At 71.2% G+C, this 12,712-nt stretch carries 11 protein-coding genes; 9 read left to right on the top strand and 2 right to left on the bottom strand.

What is annotated here, in order from left to right:
• Positions 1-24: 24 nt before the first annotated feature.
• The gene (locus tag OG698_RS12755; RefSeq protein WP_329569064.1) at positions 25-783 is read right to left on the bottom strand and encodes a hypothetical protein; all 759 of its coding nucleotides are present in this window, start codon (positions 781-783) and stop codon (positions 25-27) included.
• Positions 784-886: 103 nt separating this feature from the next.
• Between OG698_RS12755 and ggt the strand changes: the two genes are divergently transcribed.
• Together ggt and OG698_RS12745 are read left to right on the top strand one after the other, a co-directional pair.
• Positions 887-2,764 (top strand): gamma-glutamyltransferase, encoded by a 1,878-nt coding sequence (ggt, locus tag OG698_RS12750; RefSeq protein ID WP_406103179.1) that lies wholly within the window; start codon positions 887-889, stop codon positions 2,762-2,764.
• A 170-nt stretch (positions 2,765-2,934) separates the two neighbouring features.
• Entirely contained in the window at positions 2,935-3,633 is a 699-nt protein-coding gene (locus tag OG698_RS12745; protein WP_406103178.1) for a glycoside hydrolase family 75 protein, read from the top strand.
• Positions 3,634-3,654: 21 nt separating this feature from the next.
• Here OG698_RS12745 and map read toward each other — a convergent pair whose 3' ends face one another.
• Positions 3,655-4,422, bottom strand: a complete 768-nt coding sequence (map, locus tag OG698_RS12740) for a type I methionyl aminopeptidase (protein WP_406103177.1) — start codon at positions 4,420-4,422, stop codon at positions 3,655-3,657.
• A 52-nt stretch (positions 4,423-4,474) separates the two neighbouring features.
• Here map and OG698_RS12735 point away from each other — a divergent pair, with 52 nt between their 5' ends.
• From OG698_RS12735 to hydA, 7 genes are all read left to right on the top strand, one after another.
• Positions 4,475-4,726, top strand: coding sequence for a helix-turn-helix transcriptional regulator (locus tag OG698_RS12735; RefSeq protein WP_356271890.1), 252 nt, complete (start codon positions 4,475-4,477; stop codon positions 4,724-4,726).
• 118 nt (positions 4,727-4,844) lie between these two features.
• Positions 4,845-6,212 (top strand): hypothetical protein, encoded by a 1,368-nt coding sequence (locus OG698_RS12730; RefSeq protein WP_406111016.1) that lies wholly within the window; start codon positions 4,845-4,847, stop codon positions 6,210-6,212.
• A gap of 334 nt (positions 6,213-6,546) precedes the next feature.
• The gene (locus tag OG698_RS12725) at positions 6,547-7,389 is read left to right on the top strand and encodes a nitrilase-related carbon-nitrogen hydrolase (protein WP_116508073.1); all 843 of its coding nucleotides are present in this window, start codon (positions 6,547-6,549) and stop codon (positions 7,387-7,389) included.
• 47 nt (positions 7,390-7,436) lie between these two features.
• On the top strand, positions 7,437-8,723 hold the full coding sequence (locus OG698_RS12720; RefSeq protein WP_406111014.1) for an aspartate aminotransferase family protein: 1,287 nt from the start codon (positions 7,437-7,439) through the stop codon (positions 8,721-8,723).
• A gap of 54 nt (positions 8,724-8,777) precedes the next feature.
• The gene (locus tag OG698_RS12715; protein ID WP_406103176.1) at positions 8,778-10,322 is read left to right on the top strand and encodes a PucR family transcriptional regulator; all 1,545 of its coding nucleotides are present in this window, start codon (positions 8,778-8,780) and stop codon (positions 10,320-10,322) included.
• Positions 10,323-10,424: 102 nt separating this feature from the next.
• A complete protein-coding gene (locus tag OG698_RS12710; RefSeq protein WP_100591491.1) occupies positions 10,425-11,267 on the top strand; it encodes a nitrilase-related carbon-nitrogen hydrolase in 843 nt (280 codons plus the stop codon).
• A gap of 25 nt (positions 11,268-11,292) precedes the next feature.
• A complete protein-coding gene (gene hydA / locus OG698_RS12705) occupies positions 11,293-12,699 on the top strand; it encodes a dihydropyrimidinase (protein ID WP_383081028.1) in 1,407 nt (468 codons plus the stop codon).
• Positions 12,700-12,712: the final 13 nt, after the last annotated feature.

The raw sequence follows: 12,712 nt of genomic DNA, 5'->3' as shown, positions 1-12,712 counted from the left end.
GCCGCGCCCCAGGTCAGGGGCGGGTCACTTCGCCCGGTGCGAGGAGGCGCGGGGCGTGGCCGCGGGGGCCGGTGCCTGGGCGGCGCGGGTGACGTCGCCGACCAGCTCGACCACATCGGGGCCGTACGCCTGGGAGTTGACGACCTTCAGAAGGAGCACGAACGCGTTGCCGCCGTGCTTGCGGGCCAGGCGCTCGTGGTGGCGGGCGAGATAGCGGGTGGCCGCCTGGTTGGTGATCGGCAGCTGGCCGCAGAAGAGGAAGACCGGGCGCGAGCCCTGCCCCTGGCCCGCTGTCAGCCGGGCGAGCAGCACGTACTCCGTGATCCCCGGCTCCAGGCGGTAGCGCTCGCTGCCTATCTGGAACGCGCCGCGGTCGGGGCCGGGCTCCGGGTCCGTGTTGACGCGGATGCCCGGCAGGAGGCTGTGCATATGGGCGGCCATCCGGCGGTTCGACGCCGGTCCGCCCACGCAGAACTCGGTGCGTTCCCCGAAGCCCTGCTGGGTCGTGTCGTGGGCGACGACCTGCGCGTGCGCCCCGCAGTCCTTGATGATCGCCGAGAGTTCGAGCAGGGCGAAGACGTCGTGACGCTTCACCGTCAGCTCGGGGCCGCCCGCGTCGCGGTTGACCACGAGGAGCGACTCGGAGTTGTCGGGCAGTCCGAAGAAGGCCTGCCTGCGGCGGAGTTTGCGCTTCCACAAGTAGGTGCGGGCGAGCCAGCCAAGGGCGGCGCTGATCCCGGCTGCGATCACGCCGAGGACGATGTTGCGCACGTCTTCAGTCATGGGGGCGCATGCTAGCGGGCGGGCGGATCCTTGTTCGAGGGGGTCCTGACGCCATGCGGAACTGAAGTTACGCTGCGCAGACGGCTGTTGACTGGAGGTACGGATGAGACGTCCTGTTGCGCGGAATCGGATGAATCCTGGGTATCCGGGGAAGCCGCGGAGCCTGCGAAGTCTTCGGAATCTCTCGGGGCTGGCTGTCGTGGCCACGCTGGTGACGGTCGGTGCCGCCGCGGCCCCGGCGTCCGACGCGAACCACTCGCCCCGCGCGTCCGCACAGAAGGTGCCGCTCGCCGTCGGCTACGGCGGCGCGGTCTCCAGCGTCGACGCGGACGCGTCCGCCGCCGGGATCGAGGTCCTTCGCAAGGGCGGCAACGCGGTGGACGCCGCCGTCGCCACGGCCGCGGCGCTCGGCGTCACCGAGCCGTACTCCGCGGGCGTCGGCGGGGGCGGCTACTTCGTGTACTACGACGCGAAGACCCGCAAGGTGCACACGATCGACGGCCGCGAGACGGCCCCGCTCACCGCCGACTCGGGCCTGTTCCTGGAGAACGGCAAGCGCCTCGACTTCAACGACGCGGTGACGAGCGGCCTGAGCGTCGGGACGCCGGGCACGCCCGCCACCTGGCAGACCGCGCTCGACACCTGGGGCAGCGAGCGTCTCGGCTCGGTGCTCCGGCCGGCGCAGAAGCTGGCACGGGACGGGTTCACGGTCGACAACACGTTCCGCTCGCAGACCGAGGCGAACCAGGCGCGGTTCAAGGACTTCCCCGCCACTGCCGAGCTGTTCCTGCCGGGCGGTGCGCTCCCCGTCGTCGGCTCCACGTTCAAGAACCCCGATCTCGCCCGCACCTACGAGGAGTTGGCGCACGAAGGCGTCGGTGCCATCTACCGCGGCGACATCGGCAAGGACGTCATACGCACCGTGAACAAGCCGCCCGTGGACCCGGCGTCGGGCCGGGTCGCGCGGCCCGGCCGGCTGTCCGTCAAGGACCTGAAGGCGTACGGGGCGAAGCTCCAGGCCCCGACGAAGACCTCGTACCGCGGGCTCGGCGTCTACTCGATGGCGCCGTCGTCCTCGGGCGGTACGACCGTCGGTGAGGCGCTCAACATCCTTGAGCGCACAGACCTGTCGAAGGCCAAGCAGGAGCAGTATCTGCACCGCTACATCGAGGCGAGCCGGATCGCGTTCGCGGACCGCGGGCGCTGGGTCGGCGACCCCGACTTCGAGGACGTACCGGCGAAGGAGCTGCTTTCGCAGCGGTTCGCCGACTCGCGGGAGTGCCTCGTCAAGGACGACGCGGTCCTGACGAGCCCGCTGGCGCCGGGGGATCCGCGGCACCCGGGCACATGCGGTGAGCCGGGCGACAAGGCGGCCCCGACGACCTTCGAGGGCGAGAACACGACCCATCTGACGGTCGCCGACAAGTGGGGCAACGTCGTCGCGTACACGCTGACGATCGAGTCGACGGGCGGCAGCGGCATCACCGTCCCGGGCCGCGGCTTCCTGCTCAACAACGAGCTCACGGACTTCTCGTTCGCGCCGGCCAACCCCGCGGTCCACGACCCGAACCTGCCGGGGCCCGGCAAGCGCCCGCGCTCGTCGATCTCCCCGACGATCGTCCTTGACCGGCACAACCAGCCGGTGGTGGCGCTCGGTTCGCCCGGCGGCGCGACGATCATCACGACCGTCCTGCAGACGCTGACCGGCTTCGTCGACCGCGGGCTGCCCCTGGTGGACGCGATCGCGGCGCCCCGCGCCAGCCAGCGCAACGCGGCGGCGACGGAGCTCGAACCGGGCCTGTGGGACTCGCCGACGAGAGCGCGCCTGGAGGCGCTCGGCCACGTCTTCAAACAGAACCCGGAGATCGGCGCGGCGACGGGCGTGCAGCGCCTGAAGGGCGGCAAGTGGCTCGCCGCGGCCGAAAAGGTGCGGCGCGGCGGCGGCTCGGCGATGGTGGTGAGGCCCGCCTCCGGCGGCTGACCGGACGCGCGGTGAGGGGCCCGTGGGTCCCGTCGGCTGACGTGGGATCGACGTCAACTGGCGGGAAACGCGGGCCTCTTGGCGTATTCGAGGGGTTGACAGGTACCTGCCGCGGCGCCAGATTTGGGCCCCGAAGGTAAGGAAACTTTCCTAACAGAAGGGTCCCCCACGTGCGTACTCGAACGCTCGCCCTCACCGCCTCCGCCGGAGCCGCGCTGCTCGCCACGGCTCTCCTCCCCACGAACGCCACCGCCCGCGAGGCCGGCCCCCAGCGTGCCCAGGAAGGCACGGTCAGCGCGGCCGACCTGCTCGCCAAGGTCACGTCCTGTTCGCAGATATCGAACGGCAAGTACCGCACCGACGAGGAGACCTCGGCGACCGTGCCCGTCTGCGGCAAGAACGGCGCGGTGTTCTGGAAGGCCGACATGGACATCGACTGCGACGGTCGGATCACCACGCAGTGCAACGCCGACACCGACCCCTGGTTCCAGGACGACACGGCCTTCCACCAGTCCGACGGCAAGCCGCTGAGTGCCGAGAAACTCCCCTACGTCGTCGTGCCCAGCTCCAGCAGCATCTGGAACTACGCGGGAGCCGGCATCAAGGGCGGCGGCGTCGTGGCCGTCATCTACAACAACAAGGTCGAGTACGCGGTCGTCGGCGACACCGGCCCGAACCAGATCATCGGTGAGGCGTCCTACGCCACCGCGAAGGCCCTCGGCGTCGACCCGGACCCGGAGACCGGCGGCACGGACTCCGGCGTCACGTACATCGTGTTCAAGAACAACCAGACGTCCCCGATCGAGAGCCGCGGCGCGGCGGTGACCCTCGGCGACTCCCTGGCCAAGAAGTTCCTTCAGGACAACTGAGCCGGAGCCGGGGCGGCCCGCTCAGAGCGCCGTGAGGATCCGCGGCCCCGCGTCCGTGATCGCCACCGTGTGTTCCGCGTGGGCGGCGCGGGTGCCGTCTCCTGTGCGCAGGGTCCAGCCGTCCGGGGCCGCGTAGTAGTCGTCCATGCCGCCGGCGATCACCATCGGCTCGATCGCGAGCACCATGCCGTGCTTGAGGCGCATGCCCCGGCCCGCCCGTCCCTCGTTCGGGACGGGCGGGTCCTCGTGCATCTTGCGGCCGATACCGTGCCCGCCGAAGCCGTCCGGGATGCCGTATCCCTCCGCCCGGCACACCTTCCCGATGGCGTGGGCGATGTCCCCGATCCTGTTGCCGACGACCGCCGCCGCGATGCCCGCCGCGAGCGCGCGCTCCGCCGTCTCGATGAGCTGCAGGTCCTCGGGGCGTGCCTTGCCGACCGTGAAGCTGATCGCCGAGTCGCCGGCCCAGCCGCCCAGCTCGGCGCCGAAGTCGGCCGAGAGGACATCGCCGTCGCGCAGCCGGTACCCGTCGGGGATGCCGTGCACGATCGCGTCGTTCACCGACGCGCAGAGGACCGCGGGGAAGGGGGTCGGGGCGAACGAAGGGCGGTAGCCGAGGAACGGGGAGCCCGCGCCGGCCGCGCGCAGGACGCCGTGCGCCACCGAGTCCAGCTCCAGGAGCGAGACCCCGACGGTCGCCTTCTCGCGGACCGCCGCGAGGGCCTGGGCCACGACCCGGCCCGCTTCCCGCATCTCGTCGATCGATGTGTCTGTCTTGAGTTCCACCATGCCAATTACAATACCGGTATTTGAATGGGGGTTCTGCCAGTAGACTGGACCCATGGTCCGAACCCCCTTGACCCCCGAAGAGCGCGAGCGCGGCGAGCGGCTCGGCCTCCTGCTGCGCGAGGCCCGGCGCGGGCGGAGCATGGTGGAGGTCGCCGCGAGCGCGGGCCTGTCCGCCGAGACGCTCCGCAAGATCGAGACCGGCCGGGCGCCCACGCCCGCGTTCTTCACGGTCGCGGCCCTCGCCCGGACTCTCGGCCTCTCCATGGACGAGATCGTCGCGAGTTGCTCGCTGGTGACTGCCTAGCTGCGGCGAGTGAGGACGGTGCCGCCCCGGAAAAGCGCCCGTAGCGCCCTCGAAACACGGAGGGTGTTTTCTTCCGAACCGGAAGACTCCACTCTGCGGAGGGATCGGGCGGCGTGTGATGGAAGTGGAACAACTCCCTGACCAGGTCCGGGAGTTCGCGGTGTACCTGCGGAACCTGCTGGCCCGGCTCGACCAGGACGCCGGCTGGTGCGGCATCTTCTGGCAGCGCGACCCCGACGGGATGCGGGCCTGCCTCACGGGCGCCGAGGTGCCTCCCTGGGATGTCGTGGAAGCCCTGCTCCAGGATCTGGGCGTGGGCGGCGGGTCCTACGAGGCGGCGGCGGACGCAGGAGCAGGGGCAGAGGCCGTACGGGCCCGTGCATTGCACCGCGCCTCGCTCACCGCCTTCGACGCACGGCCCGGCAGCCGCGATCTGCTCGGTGACCGGCTCGACGTGATGCTCCGCGAGCAGCGGTACGCCGCCGAGCGACAGGTGGAGCTGGCCCAGCTCCTGCACACGGCCGCCACACGTGAACAGGCCGAGGCGATGCGCCTCGACCTGGCCTGGGCGCGCGACGACCAGGAACGCGCGACGGCCCGCTGTGCGGAGCTCCGCCGGAGGATGGCGGACCTGGACCGGCAGCCACCACCTCCGCCAGCGCCGTCACCCCTCCCCGTACCGCAGCAGCGCCCGCAGTCGGCACCTCCCGAACCTGCGGGACGCTCCAAGCCTCCCAAGGAACGCAAGCGCCGCCCCCGTGGCAGCGCCCGTTTCGCCGGGATGCTCGACGAAGCCGAGGCCCCTGTCGCTGGTGCGGCCGAGTCGACCGTCGATCCCACGCCTTCAGCCGCTCAAGGCCCGTTACGGAACTCCGCCGCGAGCCCGCGCGGCGCCCGGTTCGCCGGAGCCGCCGAGGGGCAGGAGGCGGCACCGCCCGCCCCGCAGCGCCTCGACGGCGAGGCGCGCGCCGCCATCGCCGCCTGCGTCGGCACCCTCCTGCGGCTGCGCGCCGAGGGCCGCGGCGGGGAGGCGCACGGCGTGCTCGTCGAGGCCGCCCACTGGCCCGCCGCCCGATTCCCGCCGCTCGCCGCCGAGTTGAACCGCGCGGGCCTCGGCGCCGACTGGGCGACCCTGCTCTGGGAGACGGCCTCGCTCCCGGCGGACCTCCTCGTGGCCGCCGCCGACGCGCTCGCCGCCGCGGGACGCACCGCCGACGCCCAGCAGATCCTGCGCCAGGGAGTGGCCCGCCCCGCCACCGAGATCGGCGCGTCCGTGCTCCGCCTCACCGGCGAGGGCCGCCACCGCGAGACCCGCGCGCTCCTAGACGCCTACGTCCGCGTACGCACCCCCGAAGAGGCCGCCCGCAGCGTGCACGACGACCCCGGGCGCCTCGTCCCGCTGCTCGTCGAGGCGGCGCGCGGAGTCTCCGACGAGCGGTACTGGGACGTCGTGCACGCCCTCAGGGTCGCCGGGTTCCCCACGTAGGGCCTCTCGTTCGGATCGGGCCGGGGTCGCGGGGTCCGGTGCCGCACCTCGCGGCGTTGTCGTCAGCCCCCGATTCCCCCAAGCTCCCGGCTGCGCTCGAGCAGGGGGACCCGCATGATCCCGCTCCCTGATCCGGACTGATCCGGACCAGGGTCCCTGGTCTGCTCACTCCTCACCCGCACGGGTGCGAAACATGATCGATTCCGCCGCTTAACGGCGATGGTCTTGGCAAGGCCGCCGGTGAGGCTTACGTTCGTCCCTCTACGGCCTGTGTCTACGGGCGTAGAGGCTCTCTGACGTCCCCCGGCGGGGGCAACAGGCAAAGGAGCGGCACATGGCCCACGTCGTACGCGCCGCGCTGGTCCAGGCGACCTGGACGGGCGACACCGAATCCATGATCACCAAGCATGAGGAACATGCGCGGGAGGCCGCCCGGCAGGGCGCCCGGATCATCGGCTTCCAGGAGGTCTTCAACGCCCCCTACTTCTGCCAGGTGCAGGAGGCCGAGCACTACCGCTGGGCCGAACCCGTGCCGGACGGGCCGACCGTGACCCGGATGCAGGCGCTGGCCCGCGAGACCGGAATGGTCGTCGTCGTACCGGTCTTCGAGGTCGAGCAGTCCGGGTTCTACTTCAACACCGCGGCCGTGATCGACGCCGACGGCACGTACCTCGGCAAGTACCGCAAGCACCACATCCCGCAGGTGAAGGGCTTCTGGGAGAAGTACTACTTCAAGCCGGGAAACCTGGGCTGGCCGGTCTTCGAGACCGCCGTCGGCCGCGTCGGCGTCTACATCTGCTACGACCGGCACTTCCCGGAGGGCTGGCGCCAGCTCGGCCTCAACGGCGCCCAGCTCGTGTACAACCCGTCCGCCACGAGCCGCGGCCTCTCGGCGTACCTGTGGCAGCTGGAACAGCCCGCCGCGGCCGTCGCCAACGAGTACTTCATCGCCGCGATCAACCGCGTCGGCGTGGAGGAGTACGGCGACAACGACTTCTACGGCACGAGCTACTTCGTCGACCCCCGCGGGCAGACTGTGGGCGACGCCGCGAGCGACAAGGACGAGGAACTCCTCGTACGGGACCTCGACTTCGGCCTCATCGACGAGGTACGCCAGCAGTGGGCGTTCTACCGGGACCGCCGGCCCGACGCGTACGAAGGGCTGGTGCAGCCATGACCACCGTCACTCGTGAAGGAGCCGACGAAGGGACCCGTGCGACCTTGATGACCCCCGACCTCCACGCCCGTCACCGCGCCGTCCTGCCGGACTGGCTCGCCCTGTACTACGACCGCCCCATCGAGATCACCCACGGCGAGGGCCGCCACGTCTGGGACGCCGCCGGGAACAAGTACCTCGACTTCTTCGGCGGCATCCTGACGACGATGACCGCGCACGCCCTGCCGGAGGTGACCAAGGCGGTCAGCGAGCAGGCCGGACGCATCATCCACACCTCGACCCTCTACCTCAACCGGCAGATGGTCGAACTCGCCGAGCGCGTCGCCTCGTTGTCCGGCATCCCGGACGCCCGCGTCTTCTTCACCACCTCCGGCACCGAGGCCAACGACACGGCGCTGCTGCTCGCCACCGCGTACCGCCGCTCGAACCAGATCCTCGCGATGCGCAACAGCTACCACGGCCGTTCCTTCTCCGCCGTCGGCATCACCGGCAACCGAGGCTGGTCCCCGACCAGCCTCTCGCCGCTCCAGACGCTGTATGTCCACGGCGGGGTGCGCAGCCGGGGCCCGTACGCCCAGCTGACCGACGCCCAGTTCATCGAGGCCTGCGTCGACGACCTGCGGGACGTCCTCGGCCAGACCCGAGGCGTCGCCGCGCTCATCGCCGAACCCATCCAGGGCGTCGGCGGGTTCACCTCGCCGCCCGACGGCCTGTACGCGGCGTTCCGCGAGGTGCTCCAGGAGCACGGCATCCTGTGGATCGCCGACGAGGTGCAGACCGGCTGGGGCCGCACCGGCGAGCACTTCTGGGGCTGGCAGGCGCACGGGCAGAACGGTCCCCCCGACATCCTCACCTTCGCCAAGGGCATCGGGAACGGCATGTCCATCGGGGGCGTCGTCGCGCGCGCCGAGGTCATGAACTGCCTGGACTCCAACTCCATTTCGACGTTCGGCGGCTCGCCGGTGACGATGGCCGCCGGCCTCGCCAACCTCATCTACCTCCTCGAACACGACCTCCAGGGCAACGCCCGCCGCGTCGGCGGCCTCCTCATCGAGCGGCTGCGGGCCGTCGGCGCCACGACGGAGTGCGTACGAGAAGTGCGCGGCCGGGGCCTGATGATCGGCATCGAGCTGGTGAAACCCGGCACGGACGAGGCCGACCCGGAGGCGGCGTCGCGCGCGATCGAGGCGGCCCGCGAGGGTGGACTCCTCGTCGGCAAGGGCGGCGGGCACAACACCAGCGTGCTGCGCATCGCGCCGCCGCTGACGCTCACGGTCGCCGAGGCGGAAGAGGGCGCAGCCATCCTGGAACGGGCCCTGCGCAGCGTCTGTTAGCCCGAGGCAGCGGGTCTGCCGGCCCAAGGCAGTGGTGGTAAGGAAGGTGCCCCGATGACCGTCACCGACGCCGAACACGCCCTGTCCGTACGGCAGATACTCGCCCTGGAGCGGATCGCGGCGGGGGACCCCGAGGTGGTCGCGGGGGCCGGCCACCTCGACCGGCCCGTGCGCTGGGTGCACGTCGCCGAGGCCGCCGACGTCGGGGTGATGCTCAGCGGCGGCGAGATGGTCCTCACCACCGGCGTCCTCCTCGCCGGGAACGCCCACGCCAGGACCGAGTACATCAAGTCCCTGCACCGCGCCGAGGCGGCCGCCGTCGTCCTCGGGCTCGGCCGCGCCTTCCCCGCACCCCCCGAGGACATGCGGCGCGCGGCCGAGCGGTACGGCCTGCCGATGGTCGTCCTGCACCGCCCCTTCCCCTTCGCCGAGCTCACGGAGGAGGTCCAGTCCCGGCTTGTCAGAAGGAAGTTCGCCGCCGTCAGCCTCTCCGAGGGCATCCGCACCGCGCTGACCGGACTCATCACGGCGGGCGCCCCGCTCCAGCGGCTCCTCGACGAGGTCGCCGCGCACAGCGGCTGCCCCGTCGTCGTCGCCAACCTCGCCCACCGCGTGCTCGCCACCGCCGGTGAGCGCTCCGCCGTGGACGACGTGCTGCGCGACTGGGAACGCATCGCGCGCCGGGCGGGCTGCGCCGACGGCGCCGACTGGTACCGCGCCGACCTCGACGGGCGCGGCGAACGCTGGGGCAGCGTCGTGCTGTGCGGCTACCGGGGCGACGGCCCCACCGGACGGCTCCTCGCCGAACGCGCCGCCGAGGCCCTCGTCCTGCACCGCATGCTCGGCGGCGCCGCCCACACCTGGGAGGAACAGTCCGCGCAGAGCATCCTCACCGACCTCGTCTCCGGCGTCGTACCTGCCCGCCAGCTCCTGCCCCGGACCAGGGCAGCCGGCCTCCCCGTCAACCGCCGCACCTTCGCCCCGCTCGTCGTCCGCGACGGCGACCCCGCCGAACTCGACCGCGTACTCCGCCTGTTGGGGCTGCCGGGACTCGCCGCCGAACTCGCGGACGGGGCCACCGCCGTCCTGCTCAGCCTCGCCCGCGACCAGGACCCGGGACCGCTCACCGAACACTTCGCGGCCCGCCTGCGCGCAGGGGCGGGGGAGCCGGTCGTGGTGGCGGCCGCCGAGCCGTGTACCGCCTGGGACGACGTGCCCGCCGGGCTGCGCGAGGCCCTGCACGTCGCGCAGGCCGCAGCCGGTACCCCGGACGTCCCGCCCGTCGTGCGTCTTCGCGACGTACGCCTGAGGGGCCTCGTACGGCTCCTGCGCGACGACCCGCACGTCCAGGCCTTCACCGAACGCGAGCTGGACGGGCTCCTGTACGCCGACGACCCGGGCCTGCTGCCCGTCCTGCGGACGTACCTCGCGACCGGGCGCAACAAGTCGCGCACGGCGCAGCTCCACCACATGAGCCGCCCCGCCCTCTACCGCAGGCTGGAGGCCATCGAGTCGCTCCTCGGGCTCGACCTCGACGACTTCGAGCAGGCCGCGTCCGTCCACATCGCCCTCCTCGCCCACGACGCACAGAGAGGGTGACAGTGTGGAACGCCGTACGGCTCCAGACGTGACACGGTGCAACTCCGGTACGCGGCAAGGACTTCCTAGGCTCACGGCACACCGAGCGACCGGAGGTCCCCGATGAGCACCGTGATCCGCGCCGCGATCTTCCAGACCGCCTGGACGGGCGACAAAGAGTCCATGATCCAGGTCCATGAGCAGGCCGTCCGCGACGCCGCCGCGCAGGGGGCGAAGGTCCTCTGCTTCCAGGAGCTGTTCTACGGCCCGTACTTCTGCCAGGTGCAGGACGCGAAGTTCTACGAGTACGCCGAGGCGATCCCCGACGGTCCCACCGTCCGCCGCTTCCAGGCACTCGCCGCCGAGCACGGCATTGTCCTGGTCCTGCCCATGTACGAGGAGGAGCAGCCCGGCGTCCTCTACAACACGGCCGCCGTGATCGACGCCGACGGCACCTACCTCGGCAAGTACCGCAAGACGCACATCCCTCAAGTGAAGGGCTTCTGGGAGAAGTTCTACTTCCGTCCGGGCAACTCCGGCTGGCCCGTCTTCGACACGGCCGTCGGCAAGATCGGCGTCTACATCTGCTACGACCGGCACTTCCCCGAGGGCTGGCGCGCGCTCGGCCTCGAGGGCGCGCAGATCGTCTTCAACCCGTCGGCGACCTCGCGCGGCCTTTCCGGCTACCTGTGGCAGCTGGAACAGCCGGCGTCCGCCGTCGCGAACGAGTACTTCGTCGGCGCGATCAACCGCGTCGGCCAGGAGGAGTACGGCGACAACGACTTCTACGGGACGAGCTACTTCGTCGACCCGGAGGGCCAGTTCGTGGGGGAGGTGGCGGGGGACAAGGAGCCCGAACTCGTCGTCCGTGACCTCGACATGGCGAAGCTGCGCGAGGTCCGCGACCGCTGGCAGTTCTACCGCGACCGCGCCCCGGGCGCATACACGCCGCTGACCAACCCGTAGGCAGCGTAGACACGGAAGAGGGAGCATGAGCAGCAGCCGTACCGTCATCCGCGGCGGACTCGTCGTCACCGCCGCCGACGAGATCCACGCCGACGTACTCATCGAGGACGGGCGCATCGCCGCGCTCGCCGCGGCCGGCACCGACGCCGCGGAATCCTGGACCGCGGACCGGACGATCGACGCCCGTCAGAAGTACGTCATCCCGGGCGGTGTCGACGCGCACACCCATATGGAGATGCCGTTCGGCGGCACCTTCGCCGCCGACACCTTCGAGACGGGCACCCGGGCGGCGGCCTGGGGCGGCACGACCACCATCGTCGACTTCGCCATCCAGTCCGTCGGGCACACCCTGCGCGAGGGCCTGGACGCCTGGCACGCCAAGGCCGACGGGAACTGCGCGATCGACTACGGCTTCCACATGATCGTCTCCGATGTGCACGACGAGACGCTCAAGGAGATGGACCTGCTCGTCGCCGAGGGGGTCACGTCGTTCAAGCAGTTCATGGCATACCCCGGAGTCTTCTACTCCGACGACGGGCAGATCCTGCGCGCCATGCAGCGGGCCGGCGACAACGGCGGCCTGATCATGATGCACGCCGAGAACGGCATCGCGATCGACGTCCTCGTGCAGCAGGCCCTGGAGCGCGGGGAGACCGACCCGCGCTACCACGGCGAGGTCAGGAAGGCGCTCCTCGAAGCCGAGGCGACGCACCGCGCCATCAAGCTCGCCCAGGTCGCGGGCGCGCCCCTGTACGTGGTGCACGTCTCGGCGCGGGAGGCGCTCGCCGAGATCGCCCGCGCCCGCGACGAGGGCCTGAACGTCTTCGGCGAGACCTGCCCCCAGTACCTCTTCCTGTCCACCGACAACCTCGCCGAGCCGGACTTCGAGGGCGCCAAGTACGTGTGCAGCACGCCCCTGCGGCCCAAGGACCACCAGGCGGCCCTCTGGCGCGGCCTGCGCACGAACGACCTCCAGGTCGTCTCCACCGACCACTGCCCCTTCTGTTTCACCGGGCAGAAGGAGCTGGGCCGCGGCGACTTCTCGAAGATCCCCAACGGCATGCCGGGCGTCGAGAACCGGATGGACCTCCTGCACCAGGCCGTCGTCGACGGACACATCTCGCGCCGCCGCTGGATCGAGATCGCCTGTGCCACACCGGCCCGCATGTTCGGCCTCTACCCGAAGAAGGGCACGATCGCGCCCGGCGCCGACGCCGACGTCGTCATCTACGACCCGCACGCCGAGCAGGTCGTCTCCGCGGACACCCACCACATGAACGTCGACTACTCGGCGTACGAGGGCAAGCGGATCACCGGCCGCGTCGAGACCGTGCTCTCCCGCGGCGAACTCGTCATCTCGGAGCGGGAGTTCACGGGCCGTGCCGGTCACGGCGTGTACACCGCGCGCTCCACCTGCCAGTACCTGAACTAGAAACGTGGTGGAT

The sequence above is a fragment of the Streptomyces sp. NBC_01003 genome, from assembly GCF_045162695.1.
GTDB lineage: Bacteria > Actinomycetota > Actinomycetes > Streptomycetales > Streptomycetaceae > Streptomyces.
The sequence above is the reverse complement of the archived record's forward strand: the minus strand, read 5'-3'. Positions and strand labels throughout refer to the sequence as shown.

Bases quoted from the DNA above. Each gene is read 5' to 3' on its own strand.
- hydA (WP_383081028.1), top strand. From the start codon at position 11,293: ATGAGCAGCAGCCGTACCGTCATCCGCGGCGGACTCGTCGTCACCGCC.
- OG698_RS12730 (WP_406111016.1), top strand. From the start codon at position 4,845: ATGGAAGTGGAACAACTCCCTGACCAGGTCCGGGAGTTCGCGGTGTAC.
- OG698_RS12715 (WP_406103176.1), top strand. From the start codon at position 8,778: ATGACCGTCACCGACGCCGAACACGCCCTGTCCGTACGGCAGATACTC.
- OG698_RS12755 (WP_329569064.1), bottom strand. From the start codon at position 783: ATGACTGAAGACGTGCGCAACATCGTCCTCGGCGTGATCGCAGCCGGG.
- OG698_RS12735 (WP_356271890.1), top strand. From the start codon at position 4,475: ATGGTCCGAACCCCCTTGACCCCCGAAGAGCGCGAGCGCGGCGAGCGG.
- OG698_RS12710 (WP_100591491.1), top strand. From the start codon at position 10,425: ATGAGCACCGTGATCCGCGCCGCGATCTTCCAGACCGCCTGGACGGGC.
- OG698_RS12725 (WP_116508073.1), top strand. From the start codon at position 6,547: ATGGCCCACGTCGTACGCGCCGCGCTGGTCCAGGCGACCTGGACGGGC.
- ggt (WP_406103179.1), top strand. From the start codon at position 887: ATGAGACGTCCTGTTGCGCGGAATCGGATGAATCCTGGGTATCCGGGG.
- map (WP_406103177.1), bottom strand. From the start codon at position 4,422: ATGGTGGAACTCAAGACAGACACATCGATCGACGAGATGCGGGAAGCG.
- OG698_RS12720 (WP_406111014.1), top strand. From the start codon at position 7,437: ATGACCCCCGACCTCCACGCCCGTCACCGCGCCGTCCTGCCGGACTGG.